14 protein-coding genes are annotated in these 14261 nt (G+C 43.7%); 9 read left to right on the top strand and 5 right to left on the bottom strand.

The window, feature by feature from the left end; genetic code table 11:
* Positions 1 to 6: 6 nt before the first annotated feature.
* Positions 7 to 1002, bottom strand: coding sequence for a type I glyceraldehyde-3-phosphate dehydrogenase (gene gap, locus ACQEXU_RS11720; RefSeq protein WP_367988564.1), 996 nt, complete (start codon positions 1000 to 1002; stop codon positions 7 to 9).
* 355 nt (positions 1003 to 1357) lie between these two features.
* On the opposite strand from gap, the gene msrB reads away from it, so the two are divergent.
* Entirely contained in the window at positions 1358 to 1756 is a 399-nt protein-coding gene (gene msrB / locus ACQEXU_RS11715) for a peptide-methionine (R)-S-oxide reductase MsrB (protein ID WP_427010952.1), read from the top strand.
* A 34-nt stretch (positions 1757 to 1790) separates the two neighbouring features.
* Here msrB and ACQEXU_RS11710 read toward each other — a convergent pair whose 3' ends face one another.
* Positions 1791 to 2609, bottom strand: a complete 819-nt coding sequence (locus ACQEXU_RS11710; RefSeq protein WP_427010951.1) for a DUF2989 domain-containing protein — start codon at positions 2607 to 2609, stop codon at positions 1791 to 1793.
* A gap of 103 nt (positions 2610 to 2712) precedes the next feature.
* Between ACQEXU_RS11710 and ACQEXU_RS11705 the strand changes: the two genes are divergently transcribed.
* Positions 2713 to 2997 (top strand): YeaC family protein, encoded by a 285-nt coding sequence (locus ACQEXU_RS11705; RefSeq protein ID WP_367988567.1) that lies wholly within the window; start codon positions 2713 to 2715, stop codon positions 2995 to 2997.
* A 57-nt stretch (positions 2998 to 3054) separates the two neighbouring features.
* Here the strand turns inward: ACQEXU_RS11705 and ansA are convergent, their stop codons facing one another.
* Positions 3055 to 4068: an asparaginase gene (ansA, locus tag ACQEXU_RS11700; protein WP_427010950.1), complete on the bottom strand. Its 1014-nt coding sequence runs from the start codon at positions 4066 to 4068 to the stop codon at positions 3055 to 3057.
* A 177-nt stretch (positions 4069 to 4245) separates the two neighbouring features.
* Positions 4246 to 6096: a signal peptide peptidase SppA gene (gene sppA, locus ACQEXU_RS11695; protein WP_427010949.1), complete on the bottom strand. Its 1851-nt coding sequence runs from the start codon at positions 6094 to 6096 to the stop codon at positions 4246 to 4248.
* A 251-nt stretch (positions 6097 to 6347) separates the two neighbouring features.
* Here sppA and ACQEXU_RS11690 point away from each other — a divergent pair, with 251 nt between their 5' ends.
* The gene (locus tag ACQEXU_RS11690; RefSeq protein WP_427010948.1) at positions 6348 to 8351 is read left to right on the top strand and encodes an FAD-dependent oxidoreductase; all 2004 of its coding nucleotides are present in this window, start codon (positions 6348 to 6350) and stop codon (positions 8349 to 8351) included.
* 43 nt (positions 8352 to 8394) lie between these two features.
* Here ACQEXU_RS11690 and purU read toward each other — a convergent pair whose 3' ends face one another.
* Positions 8395 to 9228, bottom strand: coding sequence for a formyltetrahydrofolate deformylase (purU, locus tag ACQEXU_RS11685; protein WP_367988571.1), 834 nt, complete (start codon positions 9226 to 9228; stop codon positions 8395 to 8397).
* A gap of 199 nt (positions 9229 to 9427) precedes the next feature.
* Between purU and ACQEXU_RS11680 the strand changes: the two genes are divergently transcribed.
* The 6 genes from ACQEXU_RS11680 (at position 9428) to ACQEXU_RS11655 (ending at position 14151) form a co-directional block, all read left to right on the top strand.
* The gene (locus tag ACQEXU_RS11680) at positions 9428 to 9628 is read left to right on the top strand and encodes a hypothetical protein (protein WP_427010947.1); all 201 of its coding nucleotides are present in this window, start codon (positions 9428 to 9430) and stop codon (positions 9626 to 9628) included.
* Between the two features lie 96 nt (positions 9629 to 9724).
* Positions 9725 to 11653, top strand: coding sequence for an ATP-dependent DNA helicase (locus ACQEXU_RS11675; protein ID WP_427010946.1), 1929 nt, complete (start codon positions 9725 to 9727; stop codon positions 11651 to 11653).
* A gap of 12 nt (positions 11654 to 11665) precedes the next feature.
* Positions 11666 to 12367, top strand: a complete 702-nt coding sequence (gene tsaB / locus ACQEXU_RS11670; RefSeq protein ID WP_427010945.1) for a tRNA (adenosine(37)-N6)-threonylcarbamoyltransferase complex dimerization subunit type 1 TsaB — start codon at positions 11666 to 11668, stop codon at positions 12365 to 12367.
* Between the two features lie 46 nt (positions 12368 to 12413).
* Positions 12414 to 12719 (top strand): chromosome partitioning protein ParA, encoded by a 306-nt coding sequence (locus ACQEXU_RS11665; protein ID WP_427010944.1) that lies wholly within the window; start codon positions 12414 to 12416, stop codon positions 12717 to 12719.
* 23 nt (positions 12720 to 12742) lie between these two features.
* Positions 12743 to 13300 (top strand): Slp family lipoprotein, encoded by a 558-nt coding sequence (locus tag ACQEXU_RS11660; RefSeq protein WP_427010943.1) that lies wholly within the window; start codon positions 12743 to 12745, stop codon positions 13298 to 13300.
* Entirely contained in the window at positions 13300 to 14151 is an 852-nt protein-coding gene (locus ACQEXU_RS11655; protein WP_427010942.1) for an alpha/beta fold hydrolase, read from the top strand. The genes ACQEXU_RS11660 and ACQEXU_RS11655 overlap by 1 nt, the downstream gene beginning before the upstream one ends.
* The last annotated feature ends 110 nt before the right edge of the window (positions 14152 to 14261 follow it).

Raw genomic sequence — 14261 nt, 5'->3', positions numbered from 1 at the left:
TTCTAATTACTTAGAGATGTGAGCGATTAGGTCTAGAACTTTGTTTGAGTAACCGATTTCGTTGTCGTACCAAGATACAACTTTAACGAAGTTATCAGTTAGTGCGATACCAGCTTTAGCATCGAATACTGAAGTTTGAACTTCACCGATGAAGTCTTGAGAAACAACTTGATCTTCAGTGTAACCTAGAACACCTTTTAGAGCGCCTTCAGATGCTGCTTTCATAGCTGCACAGATAGCTTCGTAAGATGCACCGTTCTTAAGGTTAACAGTTAGGTCAACTACAGAAACGTTAGCAGTTGGTACGCGGAAAGCCATACCAGTTAGTTTGCCGTTTAGTTCTGGAAGAACAACGCCTACAGCTTTAGCAGCACCAGTTGAAGATGGGATGATGTTCTGAGAAGCACCACGACCACCGCGCCAGTCTTTAGCAGAAGGACCGTCTACAGTTTTTTGAGTAGCTGTAGTTGCGTGAACTGTAGTCATAAGACCAGATTCGATACCGAACTCGTCGTTAAGAACTTTAGCGATAGGCGCTAGACAGTTAGTAGTACAAGAAGCGTTAGAAACGATGTCTTGACCAGCGTAAGTGTCTTGGTTAACACCCATTACGAACATTGGAGTTGCGTCTTTTGAAGGACCAGTTAGAACAACTTTCTTCGCGCCAGCTTCGATGTGCTTACGTGCAGTCTCGTCAGTTAGGAAAAGACCAGTAGCTTCAGCTACAACGTCAACACCGATTGCATCCCATTTAAGGTCAGCTGGGTTACGCTCAGCAGTAACACGTACAGTCTTACCGTTAACGATTAGGTTACCGCCTTCAACTTCAACAGTACCGTTGAAACGGCCGTGAGTTGAGTCGTACTTAAGCATGTATGCCATGTATTCTACGTCGATTAGGTCGTTAATACCTACAACTTCGATGTCTGCACGCTCTTGCGCTGCACGGAATACGAAACGACCGATACGGCCAAAACCGTTAATACCTACTTTGATAGTCATTATAGTTGCTCCACAACTTAATTTCTGATTAAAGATAACTGGTAGTAAAATTACAAAATCCAGCCAAAATCTGCAACAGATAATCGGACTTAACTTGTTTAAAGTCAAAAAAAAGCGTCGCTTTTTTTCACAATTCGTCGCAATCGGTTAATTTTTAACCCTAATGTTGACTTTTGTTTTCACCAGTTGGCGTAAGATAACTTAGAGGTTTAAAAAAAGCTCAAAATTCAGTCATACTTTTACGGTGAGAAAGTATGTGCTACAAAGGGTGGCGTTAGCAAGTTTTTCGCGAAAAAAGTCAATATAAAAACTGAGAAAAGGAAGAAAAAAATTGAATAAATCAGGAGTGGGAAAAATGATTAAGTCAGATGAACAATGGCGTGAGCAGCTAACGGACGAAGAGTTTAGAGTCTGTCGTGAACAAGGTACTGAAGCGCCATTTAGTGGTAAATTACTCCACAATAAAGAGACGGGAATTTATACGTGTACTTGTTGTTCAGCGCCACTTTTTCAGTCTGACAATAAGTATGATTCAGGCTGCGGTTGGCCAAGTTTTGACGCGCCAGTTAATGAGACTTGTATCAAATATCTAGATGATTTGAGCCACGGAATGAAGCGTATCGAGATACGTTGTGCGGCATGTGATAGTCATTTGGGGCATGTGTTTCCTGATGGGCCTAAAACTACGGGAGAGCGATTTTGTGTCAACTCTGTGTCGTTAATTTTCAACAAATCTAGTAAAAGCGGTGAATAGATCACCGCTCGTTGTTCTATCCTTTCATAATTTTCTAATCGATTTTAGATGTCATTGAAGTGCGATATTTTCCTGATTTTATCGCACTCTCTAAGTCGTCTGCGAGTTCCTGTAGTTGTCGGTACTTGGCATCGCTGAATCCATAGAGAAGTTGCAGCTCTTTGTCTGACGCAATGGGGACATCAAAGTTGCTGGCGACGATCGCCCATACGTAGGCTCGTTCTTTATTGTTTAAGCGATAATTAATACTGGCAAGAGACTTAAATATTTCAGGGTTAACATTATTCCCTTTGGACAGTTCAAGTGCATGATTGAGTAATTTGATGGTTTTTTCTAGGTCTCGGCTCGTGTAAAAGGTCGCTAGAGCATATTGCATTTCTGCGGTCTCAAGAGCGGGTGAACCTTCCAATTGAAGAAAAGCTCGCTTAGCTTGGTCGTCTCCAATTTGGCTCCACAAAAAATAAAGTGCTTGAGGCGAGTTGGATTTTTTAAGCTCTTGGGCAATTCGCTCTTGTTCTTCACCTGAATGAATAAGTGCATTAAATCGGCGTTGTTTCAATTCGGTTTGATCGATTGGCTGTATTTGCGAGGCCAGTTCAAGGCACTTTTTGTATTCGCTAACCAATTGATACTCTTTGATCTGACGTGTGTCAGTCGGGTTTTTTAGCACTTCAAAACGGTGCCAAATTAAATCTGTTCGTGGAACCCGGCATTGCCCGTCATTGATATTGAGTTGTTCACACCTCAACGCAGGATTATCGTTGCACAATTGTTCGGTATTTTTTCTGCCTTCAAAGCATCCTGTGATACTTACGGCGACCATTGTTACTAACGTTAGTTTTATTGGTTTCATATTCGACTGCTTGTGATCAGTTACACTTATTCTTTTGCCTCACCTTGACTCAATCGCATTGCTGGTTATGGTTTATGGCAATCTCTATCATTAAGGATACATCATGGATGCACAACAGTTATTAAACGCTATTACACCGGAAGTATATGAGCGGCTGGTTTATGCTGTTGAAACAGGTAAGTGGCCTGAGGGTACACCACTTTCAAAAGAGCAGCGAGATTCTTGTATGCAAGCTGTGATGCTGTATCAATCTAAACATAATGATGATGCTCAGCATATGACGGTGGCGAAAGGTGGAGAGATCAATTTCAAATCCAAAGCTGAATTGAAAAAACAATTTTCGGCTAATGAGACCGATATTGTTAGGGTGAACATCAATCGCGATTAAGCGCGTTTGGAAATAAAAAACCATTCTCTTGAATGGTTTTTTTATTTAAGTTGGGTGCTAGAGGCTCATTTCTCCACGCAATACTTTTTGCATTTGAGTTTTGACTTCTTCATAAGATAAGCCTTGACTCAATAAGTAATGCAGTTTCGCTAATGCTGCCTCTGGAGTCATATCATAACCGCTGATCACGCCAGACTCAGCCAAAGCACAACCTGTGGCATAACCCCCCATATTTACCTTGCCTGCCAGACATTGGGTCAGATTTACAACAATGACACCACGCTCAGATGCTTCTTTAAGATGGCCAAGTAACTCTGGGTTTTGCGGAGCATTGCCCACACCAAACGTCAATAAGATCATCGCATTAACGGGCTGCAGCAACGTATTTCGGATAACTTCGTGTGAAATGCCTGGATACATGGTGATCACGCCAATCGGTTGTGGTGTGATCGTATGCACCTTAAATTTACCTTGTGGTTTTTCATCAACTTTTACGTTGTTACTAACTTGAATGTTGATGCCCGCCTCCAACAATGGAGGTAAGTTGGGTGAGGTAAATGCATTAAAGCCGTCTGCATGAGATTTAGTGCTGCGATTGCCACGCATTAACTGATTATTGAAGAACAGGGTCACTTCATTAATAGGGTAGTTGGCTGCGATATGTAAGGCATTCAGTAAATTTGCTTGACCATCCGAGCGCAATTCCGCAAGAGGAATTTGCGAACCTGTAACAATGACAGGTTTCCCCAAGTTTTCTAGCATAAAAGACAGTGCAGAAGCGGTATATGCCATTGTATCGGTGCCATGGAGAATCACGAACCCATCGTAATTGTCATAGTTGTCACGAATGTCATCAGCGATTTGCTGCCAATCTGCAGGCGTCATATCAGATGAATCGATCAGAGGATCATATTCGTGGATGGTAAATTTTGGCATTTCTGGTCGGTGGAATTCAGGCATGCTTGCTAGTTGTTTTTCCATAAATCCGGCGATAGGAACATAGCCGTGATCCGATTTCTGCATGCCGATGGTTCCGCCTGTGTAGGCGATATAGATATGTTTTCTAGCCATGGTTTGAGACAACCAATGTAAATTAGGGAACAGAGCGGCGATTATAGCGAAATGGCTCACAATAAAAAGAGCCTTCAGTCACTACTTGATTAGAGTTCCAGCAACCAGTGAGAAAGTTTGATTTTGCTATTTATTAGTGGGACTAAAAAAGCTAGGCCATTTGGCCTAGCTTCATAGTTATTGAACTTCGCAGGTGAGACAGAAAGAGTATTGCCCCTTTGGATCGTTTAAGCTGTCTAGTAGTGAAGCATCTTGTGCAAGCTGATTTACAACGGGTAATAGGCTTTGCGGTATCAGGCTTTGGAGGTTAACCCCAAGTTTGACAGTAACTTGATTCATGAATTCTTGGATGAATTGTTCAGCGGGAGACAATGGCTCTTCTACCCAGAAAACATTGTAGTTTTCAATTTGTGCAAGTTCAGCCGCAAGATCAAGTGCGTCATCAAAGTCGCCCATTTTGTCCACCAAACCATGCTCTAATGCATCTTGGCCTGTCCAGACTCGTCCTTGAGCAATACCATCAACTTGATTAACCGGAATGTCACGGCTATTGCTCACCAAAGAAATGAAGCGTTGATAGCCATGTTCGATGCCCATTTGGAAAGCATCTGCAGCGCCTTGGCTTAACCCTGTTGTGATGCCTACACCAGAGAATGGTGAAGTGCCTACACCATCGGTGTATACCCCAAGTTTATTAAGGCCTTTTTCGAATGTGGTAATAACGCTAAATATACCGATAGAGCCAGTGAGCGTTGTTGGTTGCGCTACAATTTGATCGGCTCCCATGGAAATCCAATACCCACCTGAAGCTGCAAGGCTCGACATGGAAACTACTACGGGCTTACCAGCCGCTTTAATTGCTTCAACTTCATTGCGGATGACCTCTGAGGCGAATGCACTACCACCAGGACTGTTGACGCGTAAAACCACAGCTTTGACCTTGTCATCATTGCGAGCTTGGCGCAATAGAGCAGCGGTGCTGTCGCCACCTACACTTCCACGTGGTTGCGTACCATCCATGATAGTCCCGCTAGCGACGACAACAGCAATATCATCACTGGCGATATCGAAGGTTGGCTTCATTGTTGCGAGGTAATCGTAATAACCAATCGCGTTGTAACTGTCTTCACCATCACTACCGAAGGTCTCAACCAGTTTTGAGCGAACTTCTTGTCTGGTTGCTAGTTCATCAACTAACCCGAGGTTTTTTGATAATACAGCCAGATCACCATTGACACCTTTGAGCTGATGTAAGAAGTCATCCATGCTTGGATTTAACGTCTCTGGTGTGATGTTGCGATTGGTGGACACATCATCAACATACGCCCCCCAAAGTTGCGTTAACCAACGTGAGGCTGATTCCTTGGCCGCATCAGACATATCATCACGGACGAAAGGTTCAATCGCAGACTTATACGTCCCTACACGGAATACATGTGTATTAATATCCAGCTTCTCGAGCAGCGTTTTATAATACATAGAGTAGGAACTGTAGCCTTTGATCATGACAGCGCCATCAGGTGCTAAGTAGATCTTATCTGCATAGCTGGCTAAGTAGTATTGGCTCTGATTGTAAAAGTCGCCAACCGCGTAAACTGGCTTTCCAGAAGTTTTGAATTCATTGAGCGCTTTTGCAATGTAGCGAAGTTTGGTGAGATTGGTCTCAGGCATATCACGTAGCGCAAGCACTAGGCCAGTGACGTTATCATCACTTTTGGCATATCTGATCGCTTCAACAACATCGAACAAGACATTCTCATGAGGGATCTCTTGACCAAACACCGAACCCGTTAATGAATCCATAGGGTTGACATAAGTCGCTTGCTCAACAATTGGGCCTGATAGATTCAGAACTAATGCTGATTTGGTCGGAACGGACGGCGCTGCTGTATCTCCACTGGTGTATACGAAATAGATCACAGCAATACTGGCAATAAAGAACAGATTCATTAATGCTAGGCGCATGAAGGTGATGAGTTTCCATATCCCCTTAAAAATAAGCCCAACAAATTTAAATATTTTTTTCATTCTCTCTCCGCTTTGGAATACGTCGATAATCTCTACTAAACGTTTTCCTTCGGTTTTTTAGACACTTAACCGTGTGTTGTTCAGAAACATGCCTGACAACCTAAGTATCTACCATCCTACTTAAAGTAGTACATGTGAACAACCTCAAGATTGATCGGTGTTACATAAATGTAAACGCTTGTTTGATTTTTGTTGTTGTTGGTAATATTGTGGTCAGACCAGAAAGATAATAATGAGAAGTGAAGTTTGCTATGTATCCGAATTTACTTAAACCATTAGATCTTGGTTTTACCCAACTGCGTAACCGAGTTTTGATGGGGTCAATGCATACTGGTTTGGAAGAGGATAAGGAAGGCCTCGGTAAATTAGCAGCGTTCTACGAAGAACGTGTTAAAGGTGGCGTTGGACTGATTGTTACCGGTGGTTTCTCTCCAAATTTACGTGGGCGTTTACATCCTTTTAGTGCCGAATTCAGTAAACCTAAACATGCTCAAGCTCATAAAGTAGTGACCGAGGCAGTGCACAAGCACGGTGGCAAAATTGCGCTTCAACTACTCCATGCTGGGCGATACGCAATGCATCCCTTTTCCCAAAGTGCTTCAGCGATTAAAGCTCCGATTGCTCGTTTTGCTCCGAGTGAAATGAGTGAACGCCAGATCAAAAATACGATCGCGGCTTTTGCAAATAGCGCCTCCTTGGCGAAGCAAGCTGGTTACGATGGTGTGGAAGTGATGGGCTCTGAAGGTTATCTCATCAACCAGTTTATCTGTAAACGCACCAATATGCGTTACGACGATTGGGGTGGGTGTTATGAAAATCGCATTCGCTTTGCGCTTGAAACGGTCAAAGCCATCAGGAAGTCTGTCGGTAGAGAATTCATTATTATCTTTCGATTGTCGATGTTGGATTTGGTGGAAGAAGGCAGCACGTTTGAAGAAGTGATACAACTTGCCCAAGCGCTTGAGCAAGCAGGTGTGACCATCATTAACACTGGTATTGGGTGGCACGAAGCAAGAATACCCACTATAGCGACACAAGTGCCAAGAGGCGCATTTACTTGGGTGACCGAGAAAGTAAAGCCACACGTGAATGTACCAATTGTGACTTGCAACCGCATTAATACGCCAGATGAAGCAGAAAAGATTTTAGCAAGTGGTCAGGCTGATATGGTGTCCATGGCGCGCCCATTTCTTGCAGACCCTTATTTCGTAGCAAAAGCAGAAAATAATCAATCTCGACTTATCAACACTTGCATTGGTTGTAATCAGGCATGTCTTGATAATGTATTTAAAGGCAAACGTGCCAGTTGCTTGGTGAACCCGCTCGCGTGCCGAGAAACGGAGTTAGTGGTTACTCCAACTTCATCACCAAAATCTATTGCAGTTGTTGGCGCAGGTCCTGCCGGGCTTGCTTGCGCAACCACATTGGCTCAGCGTGCTCATAAAGTTGACTTATTTGAGCGAAATGATCGGATTGGTGGTCAGTTTAGATTAGCAATGCAAATTCCAGGAAAAGAAGAGTTTAGAGAAACTATTCGTTATTTTGCTAACCGAATCGAACAGACTGGCGTGAATCTATTGCTCGAAACAGAAGCAAACATGGCGTTGCTGAGTGAATATGATGAAGTGGTGATGGCTTCTGGAGTTGAACCACGCATGGTTGAGATTGAAGGTATTGATAACCCGGATAAAGTTGTTGATTACCAAACGCTCATCAAAGACAAAACCTATGTTGGTAACAATGTCGCCATTGTTGGCGCTGGTGGTATTGGTGTTGATATTGCTACCATGCTTACAGAACCCACGGAGCATAGCTTGGATGATTGGCTACACGAGTGGGGGATTGATAAGGAAATAGATCACCCAGGGGGCTTATTCCCATACCCGGACTCGGAGACTGATAAACAAGTTTGGGTACTGCAGCGTCGAAATGGCCGAGTAGGGAAAGGTCCGGGAAAAACGACAGGTTGGATCCACAAACGTACGTTGGAAAAAAGGGGAGTGAACCTGTTTGGTGGTGTCAGCTATGACAAAATTGACCATCAAGGACTTCATATTCATCACAATGGCAAGGAAGAACTTCTGCCAGTAGATAAAGTGGTGATTTGTGCTGGTCAAGAATCAGTACGTCCATTTGAAGCACAATGGTCGAGCCTTGAAGGAAAACTGCATGTGATTGGTGGTGCTGACTATGCTGGTGAGCTTGATGCAGTGCGCGCGATTCGGCAAGGCGTTGAATTAGCGTTAAAGCTATAACATCAATCAAAAAGGCCTCATTGTAATGAGGCCTTTTTACTATTTAGAGGATAACGGTTTTGTTTCCATATACAAAAACGTGATCATTCAAAACTTTATTCAATGCCTTGCTAAGAACATTTTTTTCAACATCACGGCCTGCTTGAGCCATGTCTTGGGCACTAAAGTTATGATCGACAGGAATCACATCTTGTTTGATGATCGGGCCTTCGTCGAGATCGTTAGTTACAAAGTGAGCCGTCGCACCGATGATTTTTACACCACGTTCATAGGCTTGTTGATACGGTTTTGCACCAATAAATGCCGGTAAAAAGCTGTGATGAATATTGATTATTTTGTGATGATATTTTTCAACAAAACCTGGTGTGAGAACACGCATGTATTTAGCCAGAACAAGGTAATCTGCTTGATACTGATCGATGACTTCTAACATCTTTTGCTCATGTTCTTCGCGGTTTAAACCTTCATGAGACACGCAATGGTATGGGATGCCAAATTTTTCTGTTAGATCACGTAGTGTGTCATAGTTGCCAACGACAGCTGCGATATCGACATCCAAACTGCCATCGAAATTCTTCATGAGAATATCGCCAATACAGTGGGCTTCTTTGGTCACGAGAATGACGATACGTTTACGTGACGAATCGACCAATTTGCGCTTCGCTTTTTCAGGTAGTGCTTGATCTAAGTCCGCAAGGAAAGTTTGATCATTGAAATAGCCTTCAAGCTCAGTGCGCATAAAGAAATGGCCGCTGGTGTTATCAACAAACTCATTGTTGTGAATGATGTTTAACTGATGTTTATAACAAATATTGGTTATTTTTGAGATAAGACCCGGTGCGTCTGTACAGTGGGTCAACAGTGTTTTCTTTTCCATTTAGTTCGTACTTCCGTGAATTATTTTTTTTGTATGGTGAATTTTTTTCGGGCTAGCGAACGGTGAACTAAGCCGCAATATCACAGCTACAATTAAACTAATATCAAGTTGGTTTCAACAAATAATCTGAGTTAACCGTTTGGTTGACCGCATTTGTTGAAGATTCTCTCCCTCATTTGAGTGTCTTAAGGTGGTATTTATGGATAGAGAACTACTCGCGCGCAAACTGTATTCAGAACGAGTAAGCGAATTAGTTGGGGATCATGAAATTGATGATGCCTTACTCATGGAACTATGGGAAAGTAAAGCCTCACCCAGTGAAGCAGCAAAAATAATCACAGACAATCAGAACGAATTCTTTGGGCCTTCTTGGCTTGCACGCTACTTAAATCGCCGTTAATTTTCTGCCACTGAGCGCGGAGTCAAAATCGGATTCGCGCTCCATTCCAAAAACTGCCATAATCCTCTCTATTCTCAAAATACTGTACCGATATACATGATCTCGAAAACCTTTTCTGCTGATGGGGCGCTAGGCAAAGCAATCCCCGGTTTTCAACCACGACAAGCTCAGCTCGATATGGCGGAGGCGGTTTTAAAAACCATCCAGCAACAGGTGCAATTGGTGGTTGAAGCAGGAACGGGTACCGGTAAAACGTTCGCTTATTTAGTCCCAGCTTTATTGAGTGGAAAGAAAACGATCATCAGTACAGGGTCGAAAAACCTTCAAGAACAACTTTTTCACCGTGATCTGCCTTTAATGACCAATGCATTGGGTTTCTATGGGCAAGTCGCTTTATTAAAAGGCCGAGCCAACTACCTGTGTTTAGATCGACTAAGTCGTCAAATGGTGGAAAGCCACTCTCACCAAGCTGACCCGGCTTTATTGAGTCAGTTAGTTAAGGTGCGTAGTTGGGCTTCTGAAACAAAGACTGGGGATTTGGGTGATTGTGATGCCATCGCTGAAGATAGTTTAGTGATTCCCACGATTACCTCAACGAATGACAATTGTTTAGGGAAGGAGTGCCCAAGCTATCAAGAGTGTTTTGTTTTAAAGGCACGTAAGAAAGCTTTGGATGCAGATGTCGTCGTGGTCAACCACCATTTATTTCTTGCCGATCTTGCAATCAAAGAGACTGGCTTTGGTGAGCTTATCCCCGAAGCGGATGTCTTTATTTTTGATGAAGCACATCAACTTCCTGACATTGCTAGCCAATACTTTGGCCAATCAGTCTCTAGTCGCCAAATCCAAGAATTAGCGAAAGACATTGAAATTGGTTATCGGGCAGAAGCGAAAGACATGCGTCAATTGCAAAAGGTCGGGGAGAAATTGGTTCAAAGTGCCATGGACTTGCGAATCACGCTAGGAGAGCCGGGGTTTCGTGGTAATTGGCGTGAGGCGATACAATCGCCATCGATTGCTCGAGAACTGGAGCGAGTGAGAGAAGCGTTAGATTTTGCTGTTGATGTATTAAAACTAGCGCTGGGTCGCAGCCAATTATTGGACACTGCATTTGAAAGAGCCAATACCATTAAGGGTCGCATTGACCGAGTTTGCGATGTCTCCATTACTGGGTATTCGTATTGGTATGATACTACGCCACGCCATTTCAGCTTGCATATCACACCGCTCTCTGTGGCTGATAAGTTTCATGAACAAATTGAGATGAAGCAAGGGGCATGGATTTTTACGTCGGCGACGCTGGCAGTAAATGGTGATTTTGGCCACTTTACGTCAAGATTAGGGCTGAAGCCTCAGTCTCAGTTTTCCTTACCAAGTCCTTTTGATTATCAACAACAAGCAAGGCTATGTGTGCCTCGTTATTTACCTGAGCCGAATAGTCCGGGATTGGCGCAAAAGCTGGTGGATATGCTTGCACCAGTGATTGAACAAAACCAAGGGCGCTGCTTTTTTCTCTGTACATCACATAGCATGATGCGTGAACTTGGTGAACTGTTTCGAGAGGTGCTGGATTTCCCAGTTCTATTACAAGGTGAGACCAGTAAGCAGAAAACGCTGGCTGAGTTTATGGAGCTAGGTAATGCGCTGTTAGTTGCCACGGGAGCATTTTGGGAAGGGATAGATGTTAGAGGTGATGCACTCAGCTGTGTTATTATCGATAAATTGCCTTTTACAGCGCCAGATGACCCATTGCTTAAAGCGCGAATTGAAGATTGTCGCCTAAAAGGCGGAGACCCATTCGCACAGGTACAGTTACCAGATGCTGTAATTACGCTAAAGCAAGGGGTTGGACGATTGATCCGAGATAAGAAAGATCGAGGGGCATTGATCATCTGCGATAACCGATTAGTTACTCGAGATTATGGTGGTGTGTTCTTATCCAGTTTACCACCCATCCCAAGAACGCGGGGTTTGGATAGGGTTAAAGCGTTCCTACAACAGATTTCAGAAACAACAAACGAATAGTTAGAGATGTCGATGAGTGTAAAAATTCTTGCTCTAGATACTGCAACAGAAAACTGCTCTGTTGCACTCATGGTCGGAGACCAAATATACGTCCGCAGTGAAGTTGCACCGCGTGATCACACAAAAAAAGTATTGCCAATGGTGGATGAGGTATTAAAAGAAGCCGGAATCACACTGAGTGAATTAGATGCGTTAGCCTACGGTCGTGGGCCTGGTAGCTTCACGGGAGTCCGCATTGGCATTGGAATTGCACAAGGTTTAGCATTTGGCGCAGATCTGCCGATGATCGGTGTATCAACACTTCAAGCCATGGCACAAGGCTGTTACCGAAAGCATCAAGCTACCCGTGTTGCTTGTGCGATTGATGCTCGTATGAGTGAAGTGTATTGGGGACGCTTTGGCCGTCAAGAAGATGGCAGTTGGGATGCGATAGATCAAGAATGTGTTGTTCCACCTACTGAAGTCGCTGAGCAAACGGTTCTCGATGAGCAGGTTTGGTATACAGCGGGCACTGGTTGGGAAGCGTACAGCGAAGAATTTTCAGCGTTGCAACTGAAGCGTCAAGCCAGTGATGTTTTCTTTCCCGACGCGGAAGACATTGTCTATTTGGCAAAGTTAGAGCTGGAGAAAGGCAACACGGTGGCTGTGGAAGATTCTAGCCCCGTTTACTTACGCGATAAGGTTGCTTGGAAAAAGTTACCGGGACGTGAGTAAATACGGAAAGGGCTGGTAAAACAGCCTTTTTTATTAAAGGAACGATATGGTATCGATTAATGGTTTACCTCCTTCTCAGGTCCCTGGTTCTAACCGAACGAATAAGACCAACAAAAAGAACGAAGTAAAGAAATCTCAAGCTCAGTCTCAAGTTGGCCAACCTACTAAGGTTGCCAACGCGGTTGCTCATAGCATTCGTCAAGTGAAAGAGTCTGATATACATCGGGCTCAAATCCAATATGATCTCCCTGAAGGGCAAGGTCGTAAAGCAATGGAAGAGTATATGAATGTGATGAACCAAGCCAAGCGAGAGGAACTTAGCCAGCTTTTAGGCGTCGATATTTACATCTAGCTTTATCAACAATGGAAAACATCATGCCTCGTTTAGCCTGCCGTTTCATCATCTCAATGGCTGCACTCATTTTATTGTCAGCCTGCAGCACATTGCCAGAAAACCTCAAAACCGATTCTATGCCGGTGACAACCGATTACCAAGCGTGGAACTCTGGCTCTATCAAGTCGGACAGCATGATACGCCTTGGTGGAATGATTGCCGATGTAAGAAACTTAGCGGATAAAACGCGAGTTGAAGTTGTTAACATACCGATCGATAAAACAGGCCGACCAAACATAGATACAGAACCAAGTGGACGTTTTGTTGCTTACATCGACGGTTTTGTTGATCCGGTCACCTTTGCAAAAGGGCGATTGGTGACGGTATTGGGCGCCGCGAGTGGCACTGAAAAAGGTAAAGTCGGGCAGTATGACTATATCTTTCCAGTCATGAAAGGAGTGGGTTACCACTTATGGCGTGTTGAAGAGCGGGTGATTGTAAATGACTTCAACAGCCACTATTACCCTTGTCGTGGCATCTTCTGTCGTGACCCTTTTCCAAGGGTATCTCAAGGGCAAGTGATTCAGGTCGTAAAATAATGCTCAAATCTTGTCATTATTCAATTCATGGCGGTGAGATCGCCGCTTTGGAAGTAGGGAATATGGAAACGGCCGAAATATCGGTCGTTTTTCTTCATGGCTGGTTAGATAATGCGGCTAGCTTTATAACGACGATAGAAGCACTTCATCGCCACAACCCATCACTGCATCTTTGCGCAATCGATTTACCTGGACATGGTCTCTCAACCCATAAATCTGGCAGTAACTTTTATCCATTTCATGACTATATCGACGACGTTTATCAAGTTTTGTCTAATTTTTCAGCAAACAAACGGGTGTTGGTAGGACATTCTCTTGGTGCTTTGATTGCGAGTTGTTATAGTGCCGCCTTTCCTGAGCAGATCTCGGGGTTAGTTCAGATAGAAGGCTTTGGTCCATTAGCTGAGCCTGCGTCAAATGTAGTCGCTCGCCTGCGGGATGGTGTGCTGAGTCGTCAACGCATTCGGCGAAAACCACAGAGAAGTCCTGCTAGTATCGAAGAGGCTGTTGCTCGCAGAGCGAAAGTAAACCAGTTAGAAGCAATGCAGATAGAGCCAATTGTGCGTCGAGGTTTGATACAAGAAGACTCAACGTGGCGTTGGCGACATGATCAAAAGTTACAAAGTGATTCCTTATACCGTATGCACTTTGAACATGCAGCAGGCATACTTCAAGCAGTCCAATGCCCACAGTACATTATTCTAGGAGAAGACGGCTTCTCATACTTGAATACTCAGATAGAAAAATGGCCTAACTTTGATGTTCATGTTATCAGAGGAGGACATCACTGCCATTTACAGTATCCATCTAGAGTATCTGATCTAATTTTTGGCTTAGTTAACAAAATTTAAACAAGTGTTTGAGTCTTTCGTGCTCAAGCCCCTAGGCTGTGCTGTAATAATGCCCGTGGAATGACACGATATTGTGTCAATAGTGGTGCCATTTTAGCAGGCCAATTACG

Source organism: Vibrio sp. TRT 21S02 (assembly GCF_050113675.1).
GTDB lineage: Bacteria > Pseudomonadota > Gammaproteobacteria > Enterobacterales > Vibrionaceae > Vibrio.
The sequence above is the reverse complement of the archived record's forward strand: the minus strand, read 5'-3'. Positions and strand labels throughout refer to the sequence as shown.

Coding starts and splice junctions, on each gene's coding strand:
- sppA (WP_427010949.1), bottom strand. CDS start 6,096: ATGAAAAAAATATTTAAATTTGTTGGGCTTATTTTTAAGGGGATATGG.
- ACQEXU_RS11675 (WP_427010946.1), top strand. CDS start 9,725: ATGATCTCGAAAACCTTTTCTGCTGATGGGGCGCTAGGCAAAGCAATC.
- purU (WP_367988571.1), bottom strand. CDS start 9,228: ATGGAAAAGAAAACACTGTTGACCCACTGTACAGACGCACCGGGTCTT.
- ansA (WP_427010950.1), bottom strand. CDS start 4,068: ATGGCTAGAAAACATATCTATATCGCCTACACAGGCGGAACCATCGGC.
- msrB (WP_427010952.1), top strand. CDS start 1,358: ATGATTAAGTCAGATGAACAATGGCGTGAGCAGCTAACGGACGAAGAG.
- ACQEXU_RS11710 (WP_427010951.1), bottom strand. CDS start 2,609: ATGAAACCAATAAAACTAACGTTAGTAACAATGGTCGCCGTAAGTATC.
- gap (WP_367988564.1), bottom strand. CDS start 1,002: ATGACTATCAAAGTAGGTATTAACGGTTTTGGCCGTATCGGTCGTTTC.
- ACQEXU_RS11665 (WP_427010944.1), top strand. CDS start 12,414: ATGGTATCGATTAATGGTTTACCTCCTTCTCAGGTCCCTGGTTCTAAC.
- ACQEXU_RS11660 (WP_427010943.1), top strand. CDS start 12,743: ATGCCTCGTTTAGCCTGCCGTTTCATCATCTCAATGGCTGCACTCATT.
- tsaB (WP_427010945.1), top strand. CDS start 11,666: ATGAGTGTAAAAATTCTTGCTCTAGATACTGCAACAGAAAACTGCTCT.
- ACQEXU_RS11680 (WP_427010947.1), top strand. CDS start 9,428: ATGGATAGAGAACTACTCGCGCGCAAACTGTATTCAGAACGAGTAAGC.
- ACQEXU_RS11690 (WP_427010948.1), top strand. CDS start 6,348: ATGTATCCGAATTTACTTAAACCATTAGATCTTGGTTTTACCCAACTG.
- ACQEXU_RS11655 (WP_427010942.1), top strand. CDS start 13,300: ATGCTCAAATCTTGTCATTATTCAATTCATGGCGGTGAGATCGCCGCT.
- ACQEXU_RS11705 (WP_367988567.1), top strand. CDS start 2,713: ATGGATGCACAACAGTTATTAAACGCTATTACACCGGAAGTATATGAG.